Origin of the sequence: Micromonospora sp. NPDC050686 (genome assembly GCF_040654475.1) — a bacterium.
In the GTDB taxonomy this organism is placed as follows: Bacteria; Actinomycetota; Actinomycetes; order Mycobacteriales; family Micromonosporaceae; genus Micromonospora.
On sequence record NZ_JBFAID010000015.1, the window covers coordinates 67342 to 91404 of the forward strand.

23 protein-coding genes and 1 pseudogene are annotated in these 24063 nt (G+C 73.0%); 18 read left to right on the forward strand and 6 right to left on the reverse strand.

Annotated elements, in window-relative coordinates; all coding sequences use genetic code 11:
- Positions 1–140: 140 nt before the first annotated feature.
- Positions 141–1025, reverse strand: coding sequence for an aminoglycoside phosphotransferase family protein (locus tag AB0H57_RS13410; RefSeq protein ID WP_357505939.1), 885 nt, complete (start codon positions 1023–1025; stop codon positions 141–143).
- A 255-nt stretch (positions 1026–1280) separates the two neighbouring features.
- Between AB0H57_RS13410 and AB0H57_RS13415 the strand changes: the two genes are divergently transcribed.
- The 4 genes from AB0H57_RS13415 (at position 1281) to AB0H57_RS13430 (ending at position 6911) form a co-directional block, all read left to right on the forward strand.
- Entirely contained in the window at positions 1281–2450 is a 1170-nt protein-coding gene (locus AB0H57_RS13415; RefSeq protein ID WP_357505941.1) for a glycosyltransferase family 39 protein, read from the forward strand.
- A gap of 255 nt (positions 2451–2705) precedes the next feature.
- Positions 2706–4484, forward strand: a complete 1779-nt coding sequence (locus AB0H57_RS13420) for a glycosyltransferase family 2 protein (RefSeq protein ID WP_357505943.1) — start codon at positions 2706–2708, stop codon at positions 4482–4484.
- Positions 4472–5638: a glycosyl hydrolase gene (locus AB0H57_RS13425; RefSeq protein WP_357505945.1), complete on the forward strand. Its 1167-nt coding sequence runs from the start codon at positions 4472–4474 to the stop codon at positions 5636–5638. Before AB0H57_RS13420 ends, AB0H57_RS13425 begins: the two co-directional genes overlap by 13 nt.
- Before the next feature lie 112 nt (positions 5639–5750).
- The gene (locus tag AB0H57_RS13430) at positions 5751–6911 is read left to right on the forward strand and encodes a glycosyl hydrolase (RefSeq protein ID WP_357505947.1); all 1161 of its coding nucleotides are present in this window, start codon (positions 5751–5753) and stop codon (positions 6909–6911) included.
- Here the strand turns inward: AB0H57_RS13430 and AB0H57_RS13435 are convergent.
- On the reverse strand, positions 6902–7738 hold the full coding sequence (locus AB0H57_RS13435; RefSeq protein ID WP_357505949.1) for an alpha/beta hydrolase: 837 nt from the start codon (positions 7736–7738) through the stop codon (positions 6902–6904). The two genes, AB0H57_RS13430 and AB0H57_RS13435, sit on opposite strands and share 10 nt — an antisense overlap.
- A gap of 60 nt (positions 7739–7798) precedes the next feature.
- Here AB0H57_RS13435 and AB0H57_RS13440 point away from each other — a divergent pair, with 60 nt between their 5' ends.
- Entirely contained in the window at positions 7799–8494 is a 696-nt protein-coding gene (locus AB0H57_RS13440; RefSeq protein ID WP_357505951.1) for a helix-turn-helix domain-containing protein, read from the forward strand.
- A 6-nt stretch (positions 8495–8500) separates the two neighbouring features.
- Here AB0H57_RS13440 and AB0H57_RS13445 read toward each other — a convergent pair whose 3' ends face one another.
- The 3 genes from AB0H57_RS13445 to AB0H57_RS13455 form a co-directional block, all read right to left on the reverse strand.
- On the reverse strand, positions 8501–8830 hold the full coding sequence (locus AB0H57_RS13445) for a hypothetical protein (protein ID WP_357505953.1): 330 nt from the start codon (positions 8828–8830) through the stop codon (positions 8501–8503).
- Positions 8831–8840: 10 nt separating this feature from the next.
- Complete coding sequence (locus tag AB0H57_RS13450) at positions 8841–9104, reverse strand: nucleotidyltransferase domain-containing protein (RefSeq protein WP_357505955.1); 264 nt, start codon at positions 9102–9104, stop codon at positions 8841–8843.
- A gap of 101 nt (positions 9105–9205) precedes the next feature.
- Positions 9206–10240 (reverse strand): LacI family DNA-binding transcriptional regulator, encoded by a 1035-nt coding sequence (locus AB0H57_RS13455; RefSeq protein WP_357505957.1) that lies wholly within the window; start codon positions 10238–10240, stop codon positions 9206–9208.
- Between the two features lie 113 nt (positions 10241–10353).
- Between AB0H57_RS13455 and AB0H57_RS13460 the strand changes: the two genes are divergently transcribed.
- The 12 genes and pseudogenes from AB0H57_RS13460 to AB0H57_RS13515 all read left to right on the forward strand — a co-directional run bounded on the left by AB0H57_RS13460 (position 10354) and on the right by AB0H57_RS13515 (position 21567).
- Positions 10354–11577 (forward strand): amino acid ABC transporter substrate-binding protein, encoded by a 1224-nt coding sequence (locus tag AB0H57_RS13460; protein WP_357505959.1) that lies wholly within the window; start codon positions 10354–10356, stop codon positions 11575–11577.
- 5 nt (positions 11578–11582) lie between these two features.
- Complete coding sequence (locus tag AB0H57_RS13465; protein WP_357506030.1) at positions 11583–12470, forward strand: branched-chain amino acid ABC transporter permease; 888 nt, start codon at positions 11583–11585, stop codon at positions 12468–12470.
- On the forward strand, positions 12454–13644 hold the full coding sequence (locus AB0H57_RS13470; RefSeq protein ID WP_357505961.1) for a branched-chain amino acid ABC transporter permease: 1191 nt from the start codon (positions 12454–12456) through the stop codon (positions 13642–13644). Before AB0H57_RS13465 ends, AB0H57_RS13470 begins: the two co-directional genes overlap by 17 nt.
- Positions 13645–13675: 31 nt before the next feature.
- Positions 13676–14416: an ABC transporter ATP-binding protein gene (locus AB0H57_RS13475; protein WP_357505963.1), complete on the forward strand. Its 741-nt coding sequence runs from the start codon at positions 13676–13678 to the stop codon at positions 14414–14416.
- On the forward strand, positions 14406–15155 hold the full coding sequence (locus AB0H57_RS13480; RefSeq protein WP_357505965.1) for an ABC transporter ATP-binding protein: 750 nt from the start codon (positions 14406–14408) through the stop codon (positions 15153–15155). The genes AB0H57_RS13475 and AB0H57_RS13480 overlap by 11 nt, the downstream gene beginning before the upstream one ends.
- A gap of 92 nt (positions 15156–15247) precedes the next feature.
- Positions 15248–16240: a hypothetical protein gene (locus tag AB0H57_RS13485; RefSeq protein WP_357505967.1), complete on the forward strand. Its 993-nt coding sequence runs from the start codon at positions 15248–15250 to the stop codon at positions 16238–16240.
- Between the two features lie 37 nt (positions 16241–16277).
- Entirely contained in the window at positions 16278–18383 is a 2106-nt protein-coding gene (locus AB0H57_RS13490) for a PQQ-dependent sugar dehydrogenase (RefSeq protein ID WP_357505969.1), read from the forward strand.
- 120 nt (positions 18384–18503) lie between these two features.
- Positions 18504–19670 (forward strand): Gfo/Idh/MocA family oxidoreductase, encoded by a 1167-nt coding sequence (locus AB0H57_RS13495; protein WP_357505971.1) that lies wholly within the window; start codon positions 18504–18506, stop codon positions 19668–19670.
- A gap of 29 nt (positions 19671–19699) precedes the next feature.
- Positions 19700–20245, forward strand: a pseudogene (locus AB0H57_RS13500) (DUF993 family protein); the annotation flags it as partial.
- Between the two features lie 56 nt (positions 20246–20301).
- Entirely contained in the window at positions 20302–20424 is a 123-nt protein-coding gene (locus tag AB0H57_RS13505) for a hypothetical protein (protein WP_357506036.1), read from the forward strand.
- Positions 20425–20469: 45 nt separating this feature from the next.
- A complete protein-coding gene (locus AB0H57_RS13510; RefSeq protein WP_357505973.1) occupies positions 20470–21195 on the forward strand; it encodes a nucleotidyltransferase domain-containing protein in 726 nt (241 codons plus the stop codon).
- A gap of 102 nt (positions 21196–21297) precedes the next feature.
- The gene (locus AB0H57_RS13515; RefSeq protein WP_357506032.1) at positions 21298–21567 is read left to right on the forward strand and encodes a GlsB/YeaQ/YmgE family stress response membrane protein; all 270 of its coding nucleotides are present in this window, start codon (positions 21298–21300) and stop codon (positions 21565–21567) included.
- An 81-nt stretch (positions 21568–21648) separates the two neighbouring features.
- Here AB0H57_RS13515 and AB0H57_RS13520 read toward each other — a convergent pair whose 3' ends face one another.
- A complete protein-coding gene (locus tag AB0H57_RS13520; RefSeq protein ID WP_357505975.1) occupies positions 21649–22878 on the reverse strand; it encodes a helix-turn-helix domain-containing protein in 1230 nt (409 codons plus the stop codon).
- Between the two features lie 85 nt (positions 22879–22963).
- Between AB0H57_RS13520 and AB0H57_RS13525 the strand changes: the two genes are divergently transcribed.
- Complete coding sequence (locus AB0H57_RS13525; protein WP_357505977.1) at positions 22964–24055, forward strand: ferredoxin reductase; 1092 nt, start codon at positions 22964–22966, stop codon at positions 24053–24055.
- The last annotated feature ends 8 nt before the right edge of the window (positions 24056–24063 follow it).

Genomic DNA, 24063 nt, shown 5'->3' on the forward strand with positions numbered 1-24063 from the left:
CCGGCCGGCGGTCGGGTCCCACTCTGTCCGAGGAACCGTACGTCCTCCATACCCTGGTAGCACCGCCGCCGCCCCGGATGTGACACCCCAGGCGACGAGAGTTTCCAGGTCGCCGTCCGATGATCGAGGCCGGGCACGGGTCAGGGGGTCCAGGACCGCCAGTGGTCGATCAGCGTGATCAGCCGGCGGGTGAGCCGGTCCCGCGCGGCCGGGTCGCGGCGGGTCGCGTACCCGGGCCAGCCGAACAGCAGCACCCCGAGTTCGGCGGCGATCAGGGACCGGCGCAGCAGGCCGCCGTCCAGGCCACCACGGGCCGCGTACGTGTCGTGCATCGCCGCGTACGGCAGGTCGGCGCCGTCGGCGTGGGCTCGGCTGCACAGGAAGGCGAGGTCGACGGCGCGACTGCCCACGCCGGTCACCTGCCAGTCGGCCCACACCAGGCGGTCCCCGCCGTGCAGCAGGTTCCCCACGTGGCAGTCGCCGTGCAGCAGTCCTTCGCCGGTTGCGGCCACCGCCGCCGCAAGGGCCGCCGGCGCGTCGAGCACGGCGCCGAGCTGCCGCGCCGTGACGGTGGCGGACCAGTACGACCGGGCGGCGTCGACGGGGGGCCGGTCGAGGATCCGTTGCAGCCACGGCGTGTCGAGCCAGGCGTGGTGCTCGGGCACCGGAGTGGCGTGCAGCGCGGCCAACTCCTCGGCGAGCCCGAGCCAGGCGGAGCGGCCCCACTCGCGGGCGGGCGGCGTGGGTGGGTGGGCCGACAGCAGGATCGCAGTGACCCGGTCGTCGTCGGCGTGCCGGAGCAGGCGGGGGGTGCGGATCGGGAGCTGGCCGGCGAGGGTGCGGTAGAAGGTGAGTTCTCGTCGGGCGTCCGGCTGCCCGCGCCCGGCGCGGGTCAGCTTCAGCACCGCGTCCGCGCTGTCGGCCCGTACCCGCAAGACCGCCGCCCCGGACGCGGCGCCGGCCAGTGGCGCGCCCACCGGCCGCAGATCCCAACCGAGGCTGGCGATGACGTCGTCGGGCCGCACGGCGCCTCCCCGCAGGTCGGTGACAGCGGGTCTCAACCTACCGGTGTGGGGACCGCCACCCCTCCCGGGCGATATGAACCATTTAGTCCTTCACGGGTGTTTGGCGCTCATATGCTCCGGTGTGGGCATCCCGCAACGATCCAGGAAGCCCGGCGTCGGTGGTGCTGATCGCGCGGTTGTCGCGGTCGCCGTACCCCGCGGCGGGTGGGCTCTGCCGTGGCCTCGAACCCGCCGAAACGGAATGCGTGGGAGACGATGACGGACGCGGAGACGATGGTTCTGCCCCGGACGGGGCCGGCCGAGATGGGCGTCGAGGACCCCTGGGGAGAGGACCACGGCCCGGCCGTCGAGCCGGCGGTCGACTCCGCGCGGTGGCGCCTCGCCGCCTGGCTGGTGCCGGCGCTGCTGATGGGCGGGCTCGGCCTGCTCCGCGCCGGCGGGCCGGTCGTGCCGGGGGCGACGGTCACCGAGCAGGAGGCCCCGCTGTTCCACCTGGTGTTGCGTACCTGGGTGGCGATCGTCGGCACGTCGGACCTGGCGCTGCGGGTGCCCTCGACGGTGGCCGCCGTCGCGGCCGCGGCCCTGGTCGGCGCGCTGGCGACCCGGTTGTACGCGCCGCGGGTCGGCCTGCTGGCCGGGGTGATCTTCGCGCTGTTGCCCACGTCGACGCTGTCCGCGCAGCAGGCCCAGCCGTACGCGCTGGCCGTGCTCGCCGCGGTCTTCACCACCTGGTGTCTGGTCCGCGCCATCGAGCGGCCGGCGCCCGGACCGCTCGCCGTGTACGGCGCCGCCGTGCTGATCCTCGGCTCCTGCCACCTGATGGCGCTGCTGCTGGTGGTCGGGCACGGCTGGGTGGTCCTGTCCTTCCGGCGGGCGATGGCCGGCTGGTGGCTGCTCGTGACGGTGGTGGGCGTGTCGCCCGCCGCCGCCGCGGTGCTGTTCGGCCCGGGACGTGGGACGTGGCCGGCGCGGGGCGTGGCGGCGAGTCCGGCCGCGTTGGCCGCGGCCCCCCGGGAGGTGTTCGGTGTCGCGGTGCTGGGTGCGGTGCTGTTCCTGCTGGCGCTGTTCAGCCTGCCACTGCGCCGCGTCGCCGCCGTCTGCACCGCGTGGGCGGTGTTGCCGCCGGTCGTGCTGCTGCTCGCGGCGCAGGCGGCACCCGTGTGGCAGCCGCAGTTCCTGCTGTTCACGCTACCGGCGTGGGCGATCCTCGGGGCCGCCGCCCTCGCCCGGGTGCGCGGCGGTTGGTCCGCGGCGGCGCTGGTGGCGATCGCGGTGCTCGCCGTGTCGGTGCAGCTGGACCTGCGGGGGCCCGACGGGCCGCAGCGCCCCGGTGGCTGGCTGGTCCGCATCGTCGAGGTGTGGACGCAGCCCGCTGACGGGGTGGCGGCCGCCCGGCCCGCGCCGGAGGGCCGGGCTGGTGGTTGAGCGGGCCCGTCCACAGTGGCCGGTCCGCGGTGACCAGAGGACGGTTCGTGAGCTTTGCACGTTTTAAGTTGAATGTCCGCATAGCATTGGTTCAGCCGATCTCGGCAGCTTCACTTTCATGGGGGAAACGTGGGCGTCGCCAGCGATACACGCGTGTCCGGGGCCGCGCGGAAAGGGGCCGCCGGCGGCGGTCACCCGGTCCGCGACTCGCCGCAGGTCACGTCCGATCCGCGGCCCGAGCGCGGGTGGCGCAACGTGCGGGCGCGACTGGCATACGCGGGCTGCGGGGCGATCGCCGGCCCGCTCGCGGCGGCCCGGCGGACGGCGGCGCCGGTGACGTTCCGCCGCGTCCTGACCCCGGCGGCCCGGTTGGTCCTGACCCTGCTGGTGCTGGTCAACAGCGCGGCCGGGCTGGTGTTCGTCGGCTGGCTGCTGCTGCCGGCGCACGTGCCCGGGTCGGGCGTCATCGGCGCCGACAGCTGGCAGACCCTGGCGGCCCGGCTCGGCTTCTGCGTCGTCGTGGGCGTGGAACTGATCCGTCTGGCGCAGAACCTGGTGATCTGGGTCTTCGCGTACCACGCCAAGGATCCGGTGCCGGTCGACCCGCCGGTCGGCCTGCGGGTCGCGCTGCTGACCACCATCGTGCCGAGCAAGGAACCGATCGACGTCGTGGAGCGCACGCTGCGGCGGATGAAGGAGATCGTGTACTGCGGTCAGGTCGACGTGTGGATCCTCGACGAGGGCGACGACCCGGCGGTGAAGGCGATGGCGGCGCGGCTCGGGGTGCGGCACTTCAGCCGGCACGGCCGCCCCGAGTACAACCAGCCCAGCGGCGAGTTCCGGGCCCGGACGAAATCCGGCAACCACAACGCCTGGCGGGCCGAGCACGAGGACCGCTACGACGTGGTCGCCAACGTCGACCCGGACCACGTGCCGCTGCCCGGGTTCCTGGAGCGCACCCTCGGCTACTTCCGGGACCCGGACGTCGCCTTCGTGGTCACCCCGCAGGTGTACGGCAACATGCACCAGAACTGGGTGGCCCACGGCGCGTCGGTGCAGCAGTACCTCTACAACGGACTCATCGCCCGCGGCGGCAACGGCCTGGACGCGCCGCTGCTCACCGGCACCGGACACCTCTACCGCCCGGCGGCGTGGCGGACCATCGGCGGCTACCAGGACTCGATCATCGAGGATCATCTCACCAGCATCCGGGTGCACGCCGCGACCAACCGGGCGACGGGCAACCGCTGGAAGGGCGTCTACACGCCGGACGTGGTGGCCATCGGGGAGGGCCCGACGTCCTGGGCGGACTACTTCAACCAGCAGAAGCGGTGGGCCGCCGGGATCTGCGAGATCCTGGTGCGGCCCGATCTGCGCGCGCCGCGCGAGCTGAGCACCCGGCGCCGCTGGCAGTACCGGCTGCTGCAGTTCTACTACCCGAGCGTGGCGGTCAGCCTGGTGTTGGGCAACCTGGCCACCGCCCTGTACCTGCTCACCGGCGTCAGCACGGTCCAGCTCGACGTCACGGTCTGGGCGGCGCTGTGGGGCTCGACCATGGGCACCTGGTTCCTGCTGTGGTTGTGGCTGCGCCGATTCAACCTCGCCGCCCACGAGCGCGAGGAGATCGGCCTGGTCGGCATGGCGCTGGCGTTCTTCACCGGCCCCGTCTACGTGGCGGCCGCCGTCGGCGCGCTGCTGCGGCGCAAGCTGGCCTTCGTCGTCACCGCCAAGGGAAAGCTGCGCACCACGGAGTCGCTGGCCACGTTCCGGCTGCACTTCGCCTGGGCGGGGTTCGCCGCCGCGCTGCTCGGCGCCAGCTTCGTGCTGGATCACGACGTCACCCTGCTGCGGGTGTGGCCGGTGCTCACCCTGCTGACCGGGCTCGGGCCGCCGCTGATCGCGATCGCGTCCGGCCTGGCCGCCCGGGGGCGGAAGCGTTCGGCACGAGTCGCTCCGGTCAGGGTGCCGGGTGGCCGGCGGCCTCCGGCGAGGTCGCGGATGCCGGCCGATCGGGGTTTGCCGTGGCGCGGCTGACGCTTCCGCGCGGCATGCTCGCGCTGGCCGGCGTGCTGCTGATGGCCTACGCCCTGACGTCCGCCACCACCTCCGGTGCACGGGTGGACGCCCGTTCCGACCCGGCCGCCGAGGCCGGACCGGACCAGGCGGTGGCCGGGGCGGAGGCACGCCACCGACCCGGCCGGTCGCCCCGGCCGACCCGAGAACTCTTCCCACCGCAGGGAAAGACGTTCATCGGGGTCATGACCGAGAAGGGCCCGCACGACTTCACCGCGACGAACATGTTCACCGCAGCGGCGAAGCGCCAGCCGCAGGCCATGCTCTTCAGCGCGGGCTGGGCGGCCGACACGTTCGACCGGACCCTGTTCGACCAGATCAGCAGCCGCGGCATGCTGCCGATGCTCGGTTGGGAACCGTGGGACTACCGACCGGGCGAAGCGGCCATCGAGCGAGGACTCCCGACGCACGAGGTCGACCGGGCCCGCATCGAGCAACCGCGGTATCGGTTGGCGAACATAGCGCGCGGGGACTTCGACGGCTACCTGCGATCCTGGGCCGACGGGATCAAGTCACTCGGCTATCCGGTGGCCATCCGGTTCGCCCACGAGATGAACGGCTACTGGTACCCGTGGTGCGAAACGGTCAACGGCAACGGACCAGGCGACTACGTCAAGGCGTGGCGGCATGTCCGCGATCTGTTCCGAGCCGCTGGAGCCACCAACGTCACGTGGGTCTGGAGCCCGAACAACAGGTGGGACACCTCGACCCCCGAACTGTCCACGTTCTACCCCGGCGACGAATACGTCGACTGGGTGGGAATCTCGGGCTACTACAGCACCGTCTTCGCCACGGAATACCGATCCTTCAACAAGATCTTCGCAGCATCCATCAAGGACGTCCGCGCCTTCACCGGCAAGCCGCTCGTCATCACCGAAACCGGCGCCTCCGACGCGGACGGGCGCAAGGCCGAGTGGATCGCGGAGGCCTTCCGCTCACTGCACCAGTACAAGGACATCATCGGCGTCATCTGGTTCGAGGTGGACAAGGAGACGGACTGGCGCATCGCGAGTTCCCCGGACGCCGCACGGGCCTTTGCCCAGGCGGTCGACGACCCGCGCTACACGTTCACCTGGTCCCCAGACATGGTTCTGCGCCCGACGGTGGCGGACTAGGGCCCCCACCCGACCGGCAGTTGTCCCACGACATGGCCGAGCCGGTCGCTCGGCACCGCCAGCAAGGAACGCCACCCGAGAACGTCGCGGTGGCGGCAGAGGGAGTTCCGCAATGATGAGACTGACCATGCCCCGGGCCCTGATGGTGCTGGGCGGCGCGCTGCTGCTGACCTACGCGTTCGCCATCGCACCGACCACCTCCGGGGGGCCGGAGAGTCGCCGGACCGATCCGGTTGCGAATGTCGAGCCTCGGGTGGCGGCGGTGGCCGAGACGAGCCCGTCGCTCCGACCGGCCGTGGAGCTCTTCCCGCCGGCCGACAAGGCGTTCATCGGGGTGATGACCGAAAAGGGTCCACACGACTTCGCGGCGCTGGACACGTTCACCGCCGCCACCGAACACCAGCCGCAGGTGATGCTCTTCAGTTCCGGGTGGGCGTCCGACGAGTTCGACCGGACGCTCTTCGACCGGATCAGGGGTCGGGGCATGCTGCCCATGCTGGGCTGGGAACCGTGGGACTACACGGTGGACCAACGGGCCCGGGAGAAGAATGGGCTGCTCGCCCGCCAGATCGACAGGATCCGGTCCGACCAGCCCGACTATCGGTTGTCCCGCATCACCAGCGGAAGCTTCGACCCCTATCTGCGTTCCTGGGCCGAGGGGATCAAGTCACTCGGCTATCCGGTGGCCATCCGGTTCGCCCACGAGATGAACGGCGACTGGTACCCGTGGTGCGAGAAGGCCAACGGCAATCGACCGGGCGACTACGTCAAGGCATGGCGCCACATCCATGATCTGTTCCGGGCGGCCGGAGCCACCAACGTGATCTGGGTGTGGAGCCCGAACGCCAGGTGGGACAAGTCGACGGGCAGCCTGTCCCAGCTCTACCCCGGCGACGACTACGTCGACTGGGTGGGCGCCACGGGCTACTACGGCAGCGGAGTCTTCACGAACTACTGGTCCTTCGACGCGATCTTCGGCCCCACGATCACCGAGATCGGCGGCTTCACCAGCAAACCGATGGTCATCACCGAGACCGGCGCCTCCGACGCCGCCGGTCGCAAGGCGGAATGGATCCGGCAGACGTTCCAGACGCTGCCGAGGCACAAGAACATCATCGGGCTCATCTGGTTCGAGGTGGACAAGGAGTTGGACTGGCGGGTCACGAGCAGCCCGGCGGTGGCGGCGGCCTTTGCCCAGGGCGTGGCCGACCCCCGCTACCGGTTCACCTGGTCGCCCGACATGCGCCCACGCCTCGACGTCGGTCATCCCTGACCGGCGGGTGCCCGGGACACCGGGGCGGCGAAGAACTCGGCGAGCGGCTCGATCAGCCGACGGGGCGCCCGGTTCAGGCCGTCGTGGCCGCTGCGCGGCACCGGCAGGACCCGGGCCCGGGGCAGGGCGCGGGCCAGCGCCTCGTTGAGCCCGGCGTAGTACCGCGGCCCGGCCGCGCCGTACGCCAGCAACGTCTCGGCGCGCACCCCGGCCCACTGGTCGGCCGGGCCGTCGTGCAGCCGGATCTGGTGCGTCTCGTCCAGCGTCATCGGCAGCAACTCGCCCATGGTCCGGCCGATCGACGTACGCAGGAACGCCCGGCACATCGCGATCTGGACGCCGAGCGGGAGCTGGGCCGTCGGGGAGTGGGTGTTGATGCCGGCCCCGGTGAGCGCCATGGCCCGGGCCACGTCGCCGGCCCGGGCCGCCTCCCGCGCCGCGTCGAGCCATCCCGTGGGGAAGCCGCCGTCGATGCTGACCGCCGCGTCGTAGAGCGCCAGCCGCTCGACGGGCAGCCGGAGCGCGGCCCGCAGGGCGATGAACCCGCCGGAACTCTGCCCGATGACGTTGCCGGCGCCGGTGTGCGCCAGGACGGCGGCCAGGTCGTCGACGTCCTGGTCGACGGTGTACGGCTCGTGGCGGGGTGCGGCGTCCGCGCGGCCCCGCCGGTTGTAGCGGTGCACCGTGAAGCGGTCGGCCAGCCGGTCGGCGAGCCGACGGTAGACGCCGATGGTGACGCCGCCGCCGTGCACCACCACGATGCCCGGGCCGCTGCCCGCCGAGTGCAGCACGATCGTCGCCCCGTCCGGCGCGGTGATCCCTTCCATGGTTCGCCCACCCCCGTCAAACAAAACTGCGAACGACGTTTGCAGTTTAGAGTGGTTCCCGTGACCGACGCAACCACCGGTTCCGCCGACGGCGGTGCCGCCCGGCAGCCGATCTGGACCCGGCCGCACCGCGGCACCCGCGGACCCGCCCCGACGCACAGCCGGGACGACATCGTGACCGCCGCCATCGCGCTGGCCGACGCCGAAGGGCTCGCCGCGGTGTCCATGCGGGCCGTCGCCACCACCCTGGGCACCGGCGCCGGATCGCTCTACCGCTACCTGTCCTCCCGGGACGACCTACTGGACCTGATGACCGACCGGGTGGTGGGGGAGTTGCGGCCGTACCCCACGGCGGACGGCGACCCGCTGGACGGCATGCTCCGGCAGGCCCGCCGGCAACTCGCCCTCTACCAGCGGCACCCATGGCTGCTCGACGTGGCGCACCGACCGTCGGGCATGGGCCCCGAGACCCTGGCCTGGTTCGACGACTGCCTGCGGATCCTGGCCCCGCTACGCTGCCCGGTCGCCGCCAAGTTCGAGGCGATCGCGATGATGACCGGAGTGGTCACCCTCTTCGCCCGCACCGCGGCGACCGCCGCGACGGGACTGCCCGCGCTGGACCTGGCGGCGTACCCGCACCTGGCCGCGGCCCTCGCCCAGCCCCCGGTGCCCGCGCCCCGCGCGGACCTGTTCGAGCGCACCCTGCGCAGCCTGCTGACCGGCCTGCTCGCCCCCGACCCGCCGACCCCGACCTGAGCGCCGTCACGGCCGCGGCGCCTTCTCGCCGTGCACGGCGGTGTACTCGGCGGCGAGCCAGGGAGCAAGGTCGTCGATCAGGAGACGCAGCACCGCCGGGTCCGCGCCGGGTGTGCGTCCCACGGCGGCGGCCACCCGCATCTGCGCCAGCCGCTCGGGGTGGTAGTCGCCGAACACCTCGGTGCACCGGTCCAGGTTGCTGATCCAGCCACCCCAGCGCGGCATGACCAGGGTGAAGCCGGTGCGGACGAGGCGCCGGCCGATCAGCCGGGCCAGCGCCCGGCGTGCGGCGTCCGTGCCGGCGCCCGCGGCCCGGTCGCGCCACCCGGGGAGCACCAGGGCGAGATCACCGTTGGTCTCCCGGGCGAGCAGGAAGGTCGGCCGGCTCGCGCCGCAGGGCGAGCAGCAGGTCCAGGTCGGACACCCCGGGGACGGCGGTGCCACGGGGGACGCTGCCGTAGAGGTACGCGCTGTGCAGCCGGCCGTCGCCGAACACCTCGGCGATCCGGGCCCGGGCCGCCTCGACCACCGGGACGAACCCCTCCCGCACCCGGTGCAGGGCGCCCTCCCGGGCGATGGTCCCGTCGGGATTCAGACCTCTGCCGCTCACCCGGCCACTCTCCCCGGCTCGCGCCGTACGCTCAACGCCTTTGGGGGCCTCGATCACCGGAAGGTGTCCGCCGGCCCGCTCCGGCAAGCCGTCACAAGCGGTCAGTCGGCCGAGGCGGGCCCGGTCGAGTCGCGGACCTGCAACGAGTGCCCGGTCGCCCGGCGGCGGGGCCGGGCCGAGCGGGGCTTGAGCGCCAGGGTGAGCGCCATCCGGCCCATGTCGGTCATCGGCAGCCGTACCGTGGTGAGGCTGGGGGCGAGATCAGCCGCCACGGACACGTCGTCGAAGCCGACCACCGACATCCGGTCCGGTACCGCGACCCGGTGCGCGCGCAGCGTGGCGAGCACCCCGATCGCCATCGCGTCGTTGAGCGCGATGATCGCGGTCGTCGCCGGATGCTCGCGCAGGATCCGCTCGGCGGCCACCCGGCCGCCGTCGCGGGTGAAGTCCGAGTGCACCACCGGCAGGTCGGTCAGGGTGAGGCCGCGTTCGGCCAGCGCGGCGGAGACCCCGGCGAGCCGGTCGGCGACCGTGGTCAGCTGCGCGGTGCCGGCGGCCACCGCGATCCGCCGGTGGCCCAGGTCGAGTAGGTGCGCGGTGAGCGCCCGCCCACCGGCCTGGTTGTCGGGCAGGACGGCGTCGACGCCCAGCGCGTGCCGGCCGATCACCGCTACCCGGCCGCCGCCGTGCTGGAACTCGGCCAGCTCGGCCCGCGCCGCGGCCTCCACCCGCGGGTCGTTGTAGCCGGACCCGGCGATGAGGATGATGCCGACCCGCTGGGCGATGAGGTGGCGCAGTTGGCGCAGCTCGATCTCCGGGTCCCGGCCGGAGTGGCAGATCTGCACCAGCAGCCCCTGCTCGGCGGCGACCTGGATGACCCCGCCGGCGACCTCCGAGAAGTACGGGTCGTCGACCTGGTGCACCACCAGCCCCACCGAGTTGCTCGCCCCGCCGGCCAGGGTGCGGGCGTACGGGTTGGCCACGTAGCCCAGCTCCCGGGACACCTGCCGGACGCGGTTGGCGACCTCCTCGCTCACGCCGTCCCGTCCGGACAGGGCGCGGGAGGCGGTGGCCAGCGAGACGCCGGCGCGTTCGGCGACATCGACGAGGCGCAGCCTCGGGCCGGGCTTGGGCATCCGCAGCTCCCCAGAAACAAACACGGTCATCTATTGCCAGTGGCGCAAAGCACAGCCTAGTCTGCGAAAGCGCTTACGCAAGCGCTTCCGTCCCGGCGAAGGAGCGTTGCGGGATGACGACCCGTGTCAAGCGATTGCAGATGATGGCGGCCCTCGGCGTGACCCTGACGCTCGCGTTGGGAGCCTGTGGTGGCGACGGCGGTGAGGCGGCCGGCGGCGACGAACCCATCGTGGTCGGCATCTCGCTGCCGCTCACCGGGGACTTCTCCGAGCCCGGCAAGGGCGTCCAGCGGGGATACGAGGCCTGGGCGAAGATCACCAACGACAACGGCGGCCTGCTCGGCCGCATGATCGAGCTGAAGATCCTCGACGACCAGTCCAACGCCGACCGGGTGGTCGCCGACTACGAGCAGCTGATCGGCAAGGACGAGGTCGACGTGGTGGTCGGCCCCTTCTCGACCCGCCTGGTGGTGCCCGCGGCCCGGGTCGCCGAGGAGTACGGCATGCTCTTCGTCGAGCCGGCCGGCGCGGCCAAGGAGGTCTTCCAGCAGGGCTTCAAGAACCTCTTCTACGCCGCCCCCGCCGTCGCCGACGACCACTACAACCACCTGGCCGAGTACCTGCTCGCGCTGCCCGCCGACCAGCGGCCGAGGACCGCGGCGTACGCGGCCATGGACGACCCGTTCGCGCAGGGCACCGCGTACGGACTGAAGGCGAAGCTGGAGGCCGGCGGGATCAGGACCGTGGTGGACGAGGTGTACCCGCCGAACACCACCGACTTCGGCAGCATCGCCGCGAAGATCGCCGCGTCCAGGGCGGACATGGTGGTCGGCGGCTCCCAGTACCAGGACGGCGTCAACCTGATCGTCGCCCTCCAGCAGCTCCGCTACCAGCCCAGGCTCGCCGCCTTCTCCACCGCGCCGACCAACCCGGAGTTCGCCAGGGCGGTCGGCAACAAGACCGAGGGCATCATCGCCCCGACCGGGTACACCCAGAAGGCGCCGTACCCGAGCAACAAGGAGTTCGTCGAGAAGTACACCGCCCAGTTCGGCTCCCCGCCCGAGGAGGACGAGGCCAACGCGTACACCACCGGCCAGGTCGTCGCCGCGGCGGTCAGCGCGGTCGGCTGCGCCGAGCAGGGCGACTGCCAGCGCAAGCTGGTCGAGTGGGTGCGCGGCAACACGGTGGAGACCGTGGTCGGCCCGCTCTCCTGGGACGAGACCGGCAAGCCCAAGGGCGCCCACATGATCCAGCAGTGGGTGGGCGGCGAGATCCAGATCGTGCTGCCGGAGGACGCCCGGGAGGCCGAGCCGGTCTATCCGAAGCCGGGCTGGTGACCGCGATGCCCTCCGGCGCGCTGCTCCTCCAGACCATCATCCTCGGCCTGCTGCTGGGCGGGCTCTACGCCCTCCTGGCGGCCGGCCTGACCCTCTACTTCGGCATCATGCGGGTGGTGATGATCGCCCACTCGGCGTTCCTCATCCTGGCCGCGTACCTGGCCTGGTGGAGTCACACCCGGCTGGGCGTGGACCCGCTGCTGTCCATGATCGTCACGGTGCCGCTCTTCTTCGCCTGCGGCGTGGCGCTGCAACGGCTGCTGCTGGCCCGGCTGCGCCCGGTCACCCTGACCATGATGTCGGTGCTGTTGACCTTCGCCATCGCGGTGGTCATCGAGGGCCTGCTCGGGTACGCGTTCACCGGCACCCAGCGGCGCATCCAGCTCGGCTACGGCTCGGCCAGTTTCGGCCTGTTCGGGGCCCGGGTGGCGGTGGTCAAGCTGATCGCGTTCGGCCTGGCCGCGGTGGCACTGGCCGGCCTGTACCTGGTGCTGAAGAAGACCACCTTCGGCTGGGCGCTGCGGGCCACCATCCAGCACCGCGACGCCGCCCGGCTGGTCGGCATCGAGACCGACCGGGTTGCCGGGTACGGCTTCGGCCTGGGTCTGGCCACCGCCGCCATCGGCGGCACCGCGCTGGCCCTGGACACCACCATCTACCCGTCCCTGCACTGGCACTGGATCGGCCCGCTGATGGCGATCATCGTGGTGGGCGGGCTGGGCAGCGTGCCCGGCGCGGCGATCGCCGCGATGGTGCTGGGGCTGGCGCAGAGCCTGCTGCAGATCCCGCTCGGCACCACCTGGGCCCAGACCATCTTCTACCTCGCTCTCTTCGCCACGCTGGCGTTCCGGCCACAGGGATTCTTCGGAGGTCGCCTTGCCCAGCGCTTCTGAAACCGCCGCCGCCCCGTTCGGGCCGGCCACCGCCGCCGCCCCGCCCGTGGAGGACGTCCCCGCCACGCCGGGCGGGGAGCGTGGCCGCCGGCTCGGCCGGATCGCCCAGGTGGCCGCCGTGCTGCTGCTCGCCGCGGCGGTGCTCGCCTTCCCGTCGCTCGCGCCGAACCCGTACGTCCTGTCCGCCGGCGTCGTGGTACTGAACTACGCGGTGCTGTCCACCTCGTGGAACTTCGTCGGCGGGTTCACCGGCTACATCTCGCTCGGCCACGGCGCGCTCGCCGGATTGGGCGGCTACGGCACCGCCCTGCTCGTCACCCGCGCCGGCCTGCCCAGCTTCGTGGCGCTGGTGGTGGCGGCGCTGCTGGTCGCCGCCCTCGCCGTGCCGATCGGCTACGCCGCGCTGCGGGTGCGCGGGGCGTCGTTCGTCATCGTCTCCATCGCGCTGGTGCTGATCATGCTGCTGGTGTTCCAGAGCTGGGCGTCGCTCACCGGCGGCTCGCGGGGCCTGGTCGTGCCGCGACCGTTCCCCGGGTTGCTGCGCCCCGAGCACCACCGGGTCTTCTACTTCCTCTTCGCCGGCCTGCTCGGGCTCGCGCTGCTGGCCTGGTGGCTGGTCGACCGCTCGCGGTTCGGCCTCGGGCTCAAGGCGATCCGGGAGGACGAGGACAAGGCGGAGGCACTGGGCACCCCGACCTTCGCGTACAAGCTGGTGGTGTTCGTGGTCTCGGCCGGCTTCACCGCGTTGGCCGGAGGGCTCTACGCGCTCTGGTTCGGCGACCTGGACCCGGTGTTCCAGTTCTCCATCCTGACCGGCTCGTACCTGGTGCTGATGGCCCTGCTCGGCGGGGTGCGGCACCTGTTCGGGCCGGTGGTCGGGGCGCTGGTGGTCGGCATCGCCCTGGAGTACTTCAAGGTGGAGTTCGGCAACAGCCCGCTGCATCTGGTGGCCACCGGCGTGCTGCTCGCCCTGGTGGTGCTCTTCATGCCCGACGGCGTGCTGCCGGCCGTCGGCGCACTGGCCGCCCGGATCCTGCGCCCGGCGCAGAACTCCATCCGCGAGGTCACCGCGGCGCAACTGCGCGAGCAGCGCCGCACGGCCGGCGAGGCGCCGCGGCAGCGCCGGCCGGTCGCCACCGGTGGCCGCACCCACTCGACGGAGGACCAGGAATGAGCGGGCGACGGGCCGGGCGCGGTGGTGCGCCATGACTGAGACACGCAGCCTGGAGACCGTCGGCCTGAGCAAGGCGTTCGGTGGCGTGGCGGCGCTGGACGGCGCCACGGTGACCTTCCGGCCCGGGCAGGTGAACGCGCTCATCGGACCGAACGGGTCGGGCAAGACCACCTTCTTCAACTGCATCACCGGGATGATCCGTCCCGACTCCGGCCGGACCACCTACCGGGGTCGGGAGATCACCCGACGGGCGCCGCACGCGATCGCGCGGGCCGGCATCGGCCGGACCTTTCAGCTGTGCCGGGTCTTCCCGCGGATGTCCGCGCTGGAGAACGTCCTGGCGGCGGTCCGACCCGCCGGGCTGGGCGGCCACCTGCGCGGTGCCCGGGGGCGGACCGAACTGGACCGGGCCCGGGGCTGGCTGACCCGGCTCGGCATCGAGCACCTGGCCGACGCCGAGGCCCGCACCATGTCCTGGGGGCAGCAGAAGCTGCTGGAGCTCGCCGGCGTGCTGATGAGCGACCCCGAGACGGTGCTGCTCGACGAGCCGGCCGGCGGCGTCAACCCGGCGCTGCTGGACCGGATCGGCACGCTGGTCCGCGAGCTGAACGCGGAGGGGCGCACCTTTGTGATCGTCGAGCACAACATGGACCTGGTGATGAGCGTCAGCGACCACATCGTGGTCTTCGACCGGGGCCGGCCGATCGCCGAGGGCCCGCCGTCGCTGATCCGTACCGACGAACGCGTCCTGGGGGCATACCTTGGCGTCTGAGATCGAACTCGTCGACATCCAGGCCGGCTACGGGCGGGCCGCGCCGGTGCTGCGCGGACTGAGCGTCGCCGTACCGGCCGGCAGCATCGTCTGCCTGGTCGGCCCGAACGGGGCCGGCAAGTCCACCGTGCTCAAGGTGGCCAGCGGCCTGCTCAGGCCGCGTTCCGGCCGGATCCTGGTCGGTGGCGAGGACGTCACCGGGCACGGCCCGCAGCGGATGCTGCGTCACGGCGTGGCCCACGTCCTGCAGGGGCACAGCGTCTTCCGCGAGATGACCGTGGCAGAGAACGTGCTGCTCGGCGGCTACACGCTGCGCGACCGGGCGGTGCTCGCCGAGCGGGCCGCGTTCGTCAGGGAACTCTTCCCGGTGGTCGCCCAGCGCTGGGGCGCCCTGGCCGGCCTGCTCTCCGGCGGTCAGCAGAAGCAGGTGGAGTTCGCCCGGTCGCTGATGGTCGACCCCAGGGTGGTGCTCCTCGACGAGCCGTCCATGGGGCTGGACCCGAAGGCGACCGCCACGGTGTTCGAACAGGTCGTGCGGATGCGCGACGCCGGCACGGCGGTGCTGCTCGTCGAGCAGAACGCCCGGCGCGCGCTGGAGAACGCCGACCTCGGGTGCGTGCTCGACCTCGGGCGCGTACACGTCTCCGGGCCGGCGGGCGCGCTGCTCGCCGACCCCCAACTGGGCGAGCTGTACCTCGGCGGACGTCCCGCCGAGCCGGTGCCCGCGCCGAAACGGTGAGCCCCCCGTCCGACCCGGCGGCCGGCGACGCCGCAGCCCTGGACCGCAGGCGCGTCGCCGGACCCGCCGCGACCCGAAACGAGGTGTACGCCATGACCAGAACCCGACGGGCGGCGACCGCCACCGCGGCACTGCTGGCGACCGGCCTGCTGGCCGGTGCCGCGGCGCCGCCCGCGCTGGCCGAACCGCCCGGCGCGGCGGCTCCGCCCACGCCGGCCGGACCAGCCGCCGCCCGCGACGTCCATCCCGCCCTGCGGCCGTCCCTGGTCGCCTACTACGACTTCGACCACCCGGTCCCGGGCGATCCCGCCCTCGAACGCGACCTGGGCCGCTCCGGCACCGAGATCGAGCTGGTCAACGGCGGCGCGGCGATGCGGGTGCGGGAGCACGCCTACCCGGGCAGCGGCCACGCGGTGCAGACCCGCCAGATCGACCCGGCGGCGGCGGGCAACGACGACTGGAAGGCCGGCATCTGGTCGGCCAGTGGAGTACGCACCCTGCGGCCCTTCGCCGGCGCCGAGGGCACCACCATCATGGGCTGGTTCAAGCGGGAGATGGACGGCCCGAAGCCCAACTCCACCACCCCCGACCCGGCGGACCGGTTCAACGCGATCGGGCTGGCCGGCATCCTCACCGGCGACTCCGACGGGCACGGCGTACGGGCGCTGCTGGAGCTGATCGACGTCGACGGCGAGCTGCGGCTGGTCGCGCTCGGCCGGCGACTCGACGGCGGCCTGTCGCAGACCTTCGCCGCCCACGAGGACTGGCGCACGCTGCTGCCGAAGGGGGAGTGGGTGCACCTCGCGGCCACCTTCGACTTCACCACCGGCGAGCTGGGGCTCTACCGCGACGGGCGGCCCGTGCCCGGCTTCTACACCCGCGACGACGACCCGTGGCGGGTCTCCGGCCCCGGCCCGCACGTCACCTCCGCCACCGATCCTCGCGGCATCAAGATCGGCGGCAGCTTCCCGCAGAACAACCTGGAGCGCAACCCCTGCGACTGCCGGATGGACGCGCTGATGTTCCTCGACACCGTCGTCTCCGCGCGCGACGTGGAGAAGCAGTACCAGCTCATGGCCCGTTGACCACCCTCGGCACCGCCCCACCGATAAGGAGACCCGCGTGCTCCACCGAACCCGCGGCCGGCACGGCACCCGCAGATCCGCGTTCACGGCCGCCCTCACCGCCGCCACCCTCGTCCTGGCCACCCTGATCGCCGGCCCCGCCCGGGCCGCCGACGCCCCGGTGTACGACCCGATCCCGCAGACGCCCGAACAGTCCCGTCTCGGGCTGGTGCTCACCGAGTACGCCAGCTTCCCGCAGTCGTTCCCGAACCCGGCCCCGGTGGACCAGCGGCTGATGCGTACCGCCCGGATCAACACCATCATGGAGTTGCCGGACGGCTCCGGCCGGCGGGCCGTACCCGACCTCAACGGCAACCTCTACCTGGTGCGCGACGGCGTGCCGCGGGTCTACCTCGACGTGGCCGCCACCTTCGCGCCGCAGTTCTTCTCCGGCCGCGGCCTCGGCCAGGGCTTCGGGTACGTCGCCTTCCACCCGGACTTCGGCCGCAACGGCCGCTTCTACACCATCCACACCGAGCAGGCGTCGGCCACCACCAAGGTCCCCGACCACGCCCAGGCCGGCACCATCTACCACGGCGTGATCACCGAGTGGACGGCGACGAACCCGGCCGCGGACACCTTCGCCGGCAGCCGCCGGGAGGTGCTGCGGATCGGCTTCGGCGGCCAGATCCACGGCATCCAGGAGGTCAACTTCAACCCGACCGCCCGGCCGCGCGACCGCGATTACGGGCTGCTCTACCTGGCCGTCGGCGACGGCGGCCTCGGCGTACGCAACACCGACCCGCAGAACCTGGCGATGCCGCACGGCAAGCTGCTGCGCATCGACCCCGGAGGCACCGACTCCGCCAACGGCCGGTACGGCATCCCCGCCGACAACCCGTTCGTGGGGCGGGACGGCGCGCTCGGCGAGATCTACGCGGTGGGCTTCCGCGACCCGCACCGGTTCAGCTGGGACCGGGCCACCGGCCGGATGTACCTCGGGCACATCGGCGAGCACGCCATCGAGGCGATCTACGAGGTGCGGCCCGGCGACAACTTCGGCTGGAGCGAGCGGGAGGGCTCCTGGGTCTTCGACCGAACCCCGACCAACCCCTGCGACCGGCTCTACCCGCTGCCCGCCGACGACGAGCGGTACGGCTACACCTACCCGGTCGCCGCGTACGACCACGACCCCGCACCCGGCTGGAACTGCACCTCGGACGTGGGGGTGGCGGTGGCCGGCGGCTTCGTCTACCGCGGTCGCGAGCTGCCCGCCCTGCGCGGCAAGTACGTCTTCGGTGACCTGGTCGACGGCAAGGTGCTCTACACCGAGGCCAGCGAGATGCGCCGCGGCAGGGGCCTGGCCACCATCCACCGGCTCGCCCTGTTCACCGCCGCCGGCGACCCGGTGCGGATGCAGGACCTCTCCGCGCCCGGCGCGCCCGGCGACCCGAACCGGGTGGACCTGCGCTTCGGCACCGACCGGGCCGGCGAGCTCTACCTCCTGGCCAAGGCCAACGGCAAGGTCTGGCAGGTGACCGGCACCCGTACCGTCGCCGACGGCCCGGTCGGCCGCGCCAAGGTGGTGCACACCGGGGGCGCGGGCAACTGGGCGCCGGTGACCCCGGCGAAGTGGCGGTTCGAGCACGACCAGGTGATCCTCGCCGAGGCCGGGGAGAGCCGGCCCGGCCCGCGCCGCCCGTTCGAGTACGCGGTGCTGACCAAGGGGCCGGCCTGGTCCTCCGTGGACGTCGAGGCGCGGGTACGGCTGGACACGCCGGTGGAGGTCAGCAACCGGGACGTGATCGTCGTCTTCGGCTGGCGCTCGGACACCGAGTACTACTACGCCCATCTCTCCACCGACAACACGATCTATCCGCACAACGGCATCTTCAAGGTGAACAACGCCGACCGGGAGCGCATCGACGCGCAGTGGAACGGTCGGTCCCGGGGCGCCAACCCGGCGATCACCGACGCCGAGTGGCACCAGGTGCGGGTCCGGCACCTGCCGGCCACCGGGGAGATCGCCGTCTACGTCGACGGCAGCCGGGACCCGCTGATGACCGCGACGGACACCACCTTCGGCTCCGGGCGGGTCGGGTTCGGCTCGTTCGACAACATCGGCCGGGCGCGTCACTTCACCGTGACCGGTACGCCGGCCTGAATCGGCCCGGCGGGGGCGGTGGCGACGCGGCCACCCGCCCCCGCCGGACCACCCGGGACGAGGTTGACCGGCCGCCCGGGACGAACCGGGCGCCGGCGGAAGCGCTTACCTGGAGGGGCGATGACGGCACGTGTCCCGATCGGGATCGTCGTGAACGGCGTGACCGGGCGGATGGGCTACCGGCAGCACCTGGTCCGTTCCCTGCTCGCGATCCGCGAGGAGGGTGGTCTGCCGCTGCGTGGCGGGGGCCGGCTCTGGCCGGAGCCGCTCCTGGTGGGGCGCAACGAGGCGAAGCTGCGCGACGTCGCGCGGCGGCACGGGCTCACCGACTGGACCACCGACCTCGGCGCGGCCCTCGCCCGGCCGGACATGGCCGTCTACTTCGACGCCCAGGTGACCAGCGAACGGGAGAAGGCGCTCGGCCTGGCCATCGCCGCGGGCAAGCACGTCTACACCGAGAAGCCGATCGCCACCACCCTCGGCGGGGCGGTGGAGCTGGCCCGGGCGGCCGACGCGGCCGGGGTCCGGCACGGCGTGGTGCAGGACAAGCTCTTCCTGCCCGGCCTGCGCAAGCTCGACCGGCTGGTCCGCGGTGGGTTCTTCGGCCGGATCCTGTCGGTCCGCGGCGAGTTCGGCTACTGGGTGTTCGAGGGGGACTGGCAGGAGGCGCAACGGCCCAGCTGGAACTACCGGACGGCCGACGGCGGCGGCATCGTCGTCGACATGTTCCCGCACTGGCACTACGTGCTGGAGCAGATCTTCGCGCCGGTGCGCGCGGTCACCGCCCACGTCACCACCCACGTCCCGCGCCGCTGGGACGAGCGGGGCCGCCCGTACGAGGCGACCGCCGACGACGCCGCGTACGCCATCTTCGAACTCGACGGCGGGGTCGTCGCCCAGATCAACTCCTCCTGGGCGGTCCGGGTCAACCGCGACGAGTTGGTCGAGTTCCAGGTCGACGGCACCGAGGGCAGCGCCGTCGCCGGGCTGCGCCACTGCCGGGTGCAGCACCGGGCCACCACCCCGAAGCCGGTGTGGAACCCGGACCTGCCCGGCGCCGACGACTTCCGGTCGCAGTGGCAGGACGTGCCGGACAACGAGGAGTACGACAACGGTTTCAAGGAGCAGTGGAAGATGTTCCTGCGGCACGTCGCCGAGGACGCCCCGTACACCTGGGACCTGTGGGCCGGCGCGCGCGGCGTGCAGCTGGCGGAGCTGGGCCTGCGGTCGGCCCGCGCGGGCCGGCGGGTCGAGGTCACCGAGCTGACCGGCGGTGAGCCGGCGTGAACACCACCGTCACCCTGCCCGACGGGCCGCTGACCCTGACCGGTCGGGGCGCCGCGCACGCCACGCCGCGGGAGCCGTTCACCGGCCGGATCGCGTACGCCGCGGCGCACGTGGTCGCCGACCCGCGGGCCGAGAACGTGCCCGGCGCACCGGCCGCCCTGGACTGGGACGCCACCCTCGCCTTTCGTCGGCACCTGTGGTCGTACGGCTTCGGGGTGGCCGAGGCGATGGACACCGCGCAGCGCGGCATGGGCCTGGACCACCCGACGGCCCGGGAGCTGATCCGCCGCTCGGCGCGGGCGGCCCGCTAGGCCGGCGGCGCGAATTGCGCGGGCGTCGCCACCGACCAGTTGTCCGCCGGCCCGGCGGCCCTGGACGAGATCCGCAAGGCGTACGCCGAGCAACTGGCCGACGTGCAGGCCGCCGGCGCCCGGCCGGTGCTGATGTGCAGCCGTCACCTCGCCGCGACGGCCCGCTCCGCCGACGACTACCTGGACGTCTACGGTCGCCTGCTCGCCGAGGCGGACGGCCCGGTGCTGCTGCACTGGCGGGGGCCTGCCTTCGACCCGGCGCTCACCGCCGGGGGCTGCCCGGCGCCGGCTGCGTCGAGCTGCGCCGGTTCCGGGAGGCGGTGGACGCCGCCGGCTACACCGGACCGGTCGAGGTGGAGGTCTTCGCCGAGCAGGTGTGGCAGCGGCCGGGCCGGGAGGTGCTCGACGAGGCGATCGCCGGCTACCTGACCCACGTGGCCTGAGCGGCCGGGCGGAAACCCGCTTGCCGGCGCCGGCAGACTGCGGGCATGAAAGCCCTCGACGAACTGCGCGGCCGGGCCGAGGCCGACTCCGCCGTGGTGGGGCTGGTGCTGACCGGCTCGCACGCCCGCGGGATGGCGACCCGGTGGTCGGATGTGGACGTGATCGTGGTGGTCCGGGAACGCGGCGGCCGGTGGACCCGGACCCGGCGCAGCCGCGAGCTGGACGAGATCGTCTGCACGGTCGACGAGCTGGCCGACACCACCGACCGGTGGCAGCGGTACGCCTACCGGGGCGCGCGGGTGCTGCTGGACCGGCTCGACGGTGGCGTCGCCGAGCTGGTCCACCGGCAGGCGGTGCCCACCGTGGCGGAGGCGGGCATGCTGGCCCGGGAGGCGCTCGACGGGTACCTCAACCTCGCGTACCGGTCGGCGAAGAGCCGGCGGGCCGGGGATCCGGTGGCCGCCGAGCTGGACGCCCGGGAGAGCGTCTCCTGGCTGCTGGACACCGTGTTCGCCGTGCACGGGCGGCTGCGTCCGTACAACAGGTACCTGCGGTGGGAGCTGGCGACGTACCCGTTGCCGGCGCCGTGGGGCGCGGCGGACCTGCCGGGGCGGGCGTTGCGCGACCCGGTGGGGTTGGCCCCGGAGGTGGTGCGGCTGGCCCGCCGGCACGGGCTGGGGGAGGTGGTCGACGCGTGGGGTGACGACCTCGCGCTGCTCGGCTGTGGCGGGGCTCACCCGGCCGATGACAGCCCACCCACGGGTAGATGACAGTCCCATGACAAATCGGCCGCTTCCGGGGCCGGTCGGTTTCGGTCAGCTCCCGTTGCGGGCATGAGCGACGCCGAACGCAACCCTGGGAAGGACGATCACGTGGAAATCACCGGCTTCTTCACCGCCATTGTCATCGGTCTGATCATCGGTGCGCTGGGCCGCCTGGTGGTGCCGGGCAAGCAGCGGATCCCGATCTGGCTCACCCTGCTGATCGGTGTGGTGGCCGCCATCCTCGGCACGCTGGTGGCCGGGGCGTTCGGCGTCGCCGACACCCGCGGCATCGACTGGATCGAGCTGCTGCTCCAGGTCCTCTTCGCCGCCGCAGGCGTCTGGCTGGTCGCCGGGGCGTACGGCCGTCGTCGGCTCTGACCGACCCACTTCGCCGGCCCGCCACGTGCCGCGTGGCGGGCCGACGCGTGTCCCAGTCGATCCGGCCGGTCGGGCGCCTGCTCAGTCCTCGGCCGCGACCGGGGGCGGGACGGCCAGCGCGAGGGTGAGGTCCAGGACGACGGCCGGGTCGTGCAGCCTGTCGCCGTACAGCTCCCGCAGCTTGCCCATCCGGTAGCGGACGGTCTGCGGGTGGACGAAGAGGTCCGCCGCCACGTCCTCCCGCCGCCCCTGGTGCAGCAGCCAGGAGCGCAGCGTCTCGGCGAGGCGTTGCGCGGTTGCCGGGGGCAGGCCGGACAGCGGCTCCAGCACCTGGGCGCGCAGGTCGGCCAGGCCCTCCGGGTCCATGCTGAGCACCAGCTGGGCCAGGTGCTGTTCGGTGTCGAGCGCCGGGCCGCGGTGGCCCGGGCCGAGCCCGAGGGCCAGCGCCCGGGCGGCCCGCTGGTACGAGCGGCTCACCCGCGTCCACGGGCGGACCGGGCCCAGCACCGCCCGGTGCCCGTGCAGCAGCCGGGTCAGCTGGCGGCGTCGCGGGCCGTGCATGTCGGGCACCAGCAGCACCCCCATCTCCTCGGCCAGCTCCACCCCCGGCAGGTCCTCCTCGCTCTCCAGGGTTTGCGGGCTGAGCAGGGCGAGGACCGCCCGGACGTTGCTGCGCGGCAGCAGCACGACGGTCAGGGTCTGCGGCGGCGGCCAGTCCGCCCGGTCGGCGCTGCGGCGCAGCGTCTCCTCCGGCTCGGCGGCGAGCAGTTGCTGGGTCAGCCGCTCCAGGTCGCGCCGCCGGACCCGGCCCGCGCTGGCCAGCTCGTCGGCGTGCCCGGCCACGCTGGCCGCGGAGAGCTCGTCGATGTAGGCGAACATCAGCTCGGCGAACTCGGCCACCGTCCCGGCGGCGAGGCCGCTGCGTACGGTGGTGGTGGAGACCTCGCGCCAGGCCACCCGGGCCCCCACCCGGTACGCGGCAAGCAGCGCGTCCATGCTGCGTCCGGAGCGGGCCTCGCCGCTGCCCAGCGCGTACGCCGCCTCCAGCGCCGGGGTCAGCGGGGTGCTCGGATCGGTGGCCTGGGCGCCCTTGATGAGCTGGAGGAACGTGCCCAGCGCGATGCGTACCGCGTTCTGTATCTTCTCGCGCATGGAGCCGGTGAGGGCGCCGGAGTAGCTGGGCACCTCGGCGGTGATCGCGCTGACCGTCCGCTCGGCGACCAGCGGCAGCCGGTCGAGTAGCCGGCCGGCGACCTGTTCGTCCAGTTCCAGGTGTGCCGCCCAGCGGGTCGTACCGGTTTCGTCCGACATTCTTGTACTCCCCGAACAAAAACCCTTGGACAATTCACCTTAGCCGGTCAAGATGTTATGCGATCAGGGCGGCCACGCTGGTTGTATGACCACAACTGTCCCGCGTCCTCCCGCGAAGGTCTCCTTCCGGGACAGGCTGCTGCGCCTCGCCGAGACGGTCACCACCCCGCTGCTGCCGGACGACTACCTCGACCTGGTCGCGCCGCTGCGCGCCGGCGCGGAGCTGCGCGGGCGGATCGTGGCCGTCGAGCCGGAGACCGCGGACGCGGCGACGGTGGTCATCCGGCCCGGCCGCGGGTGGCGCGGGCACACCCCCGGCCAGTACGTCCGGCTCGGGGTGGACGTCGACGGGGTCCGCCAGTGGCGGGCGTACTCGGTGACCTCGCCGCCCGGACGCCCGGACCGCTGCATCACGATCACCGTCAAGGCCATCCCGGACGGCAAGGTCAGCAACCACCTGGTCCGCCGGGTCCGGGCCGGCACCATCGTCCAGCTCGACCAGGCGCAGGGTGACTTCGTGCTGCCGGCGGCGGCGCCGCGGCAGCTGCTCTTCGTCACCGCCGGCAGCGGCGTCACCCCGGTGATGGGGATGCTGCGGGCCGGCGCGCACAGCGACGCGGACGTGGTGCTGGTGCACTCCGCTCCCCGTCCGGAGGACGTGATCTTCGGCGCCGAGGTGCGGGAGCTCGCCGCCCGTGGTGTCATCCGACTCGTGGAGCGGCACACCGAGGTCGAGGGGCTGCTCGGCCCGGACGAGCTGGCCGACCTGGTCCCCGACCACCTGGAGCGCCAGACCTGGGCCTGTGGGCCGGTCGGGCTGCTCGACGCGCTGCAGGAGCGCTGGGCGTCGCACGGAGCCGCCGACCGGCTGCACATCGAGCGGTTCCGCCGCTCGGTCGCCGCGGTCGGCGAGGGCGGCATGGTGAGCTTCGCCCGCTCGGCGGTCACCGTGGCGGCCGACGGGGCCACCCCCATCCTCGAGGCCGGCGAGCAGGCCGGGGTGCTGATGCCGTCCGGCTGCCGGATGGGCATCTGCTTCGGCTGTGTGGCGCCACTTCGGGATGGTGCGGTGCGAGACCTGCGCAACGGGGAATTGACCACGGCCGAGCCGGGCGACGGGGTGCTCATCCAGACCTGCGTGTCGGCGGCGGCCGGCCCCTGCGACATCGAACTCTGACGGAGGAA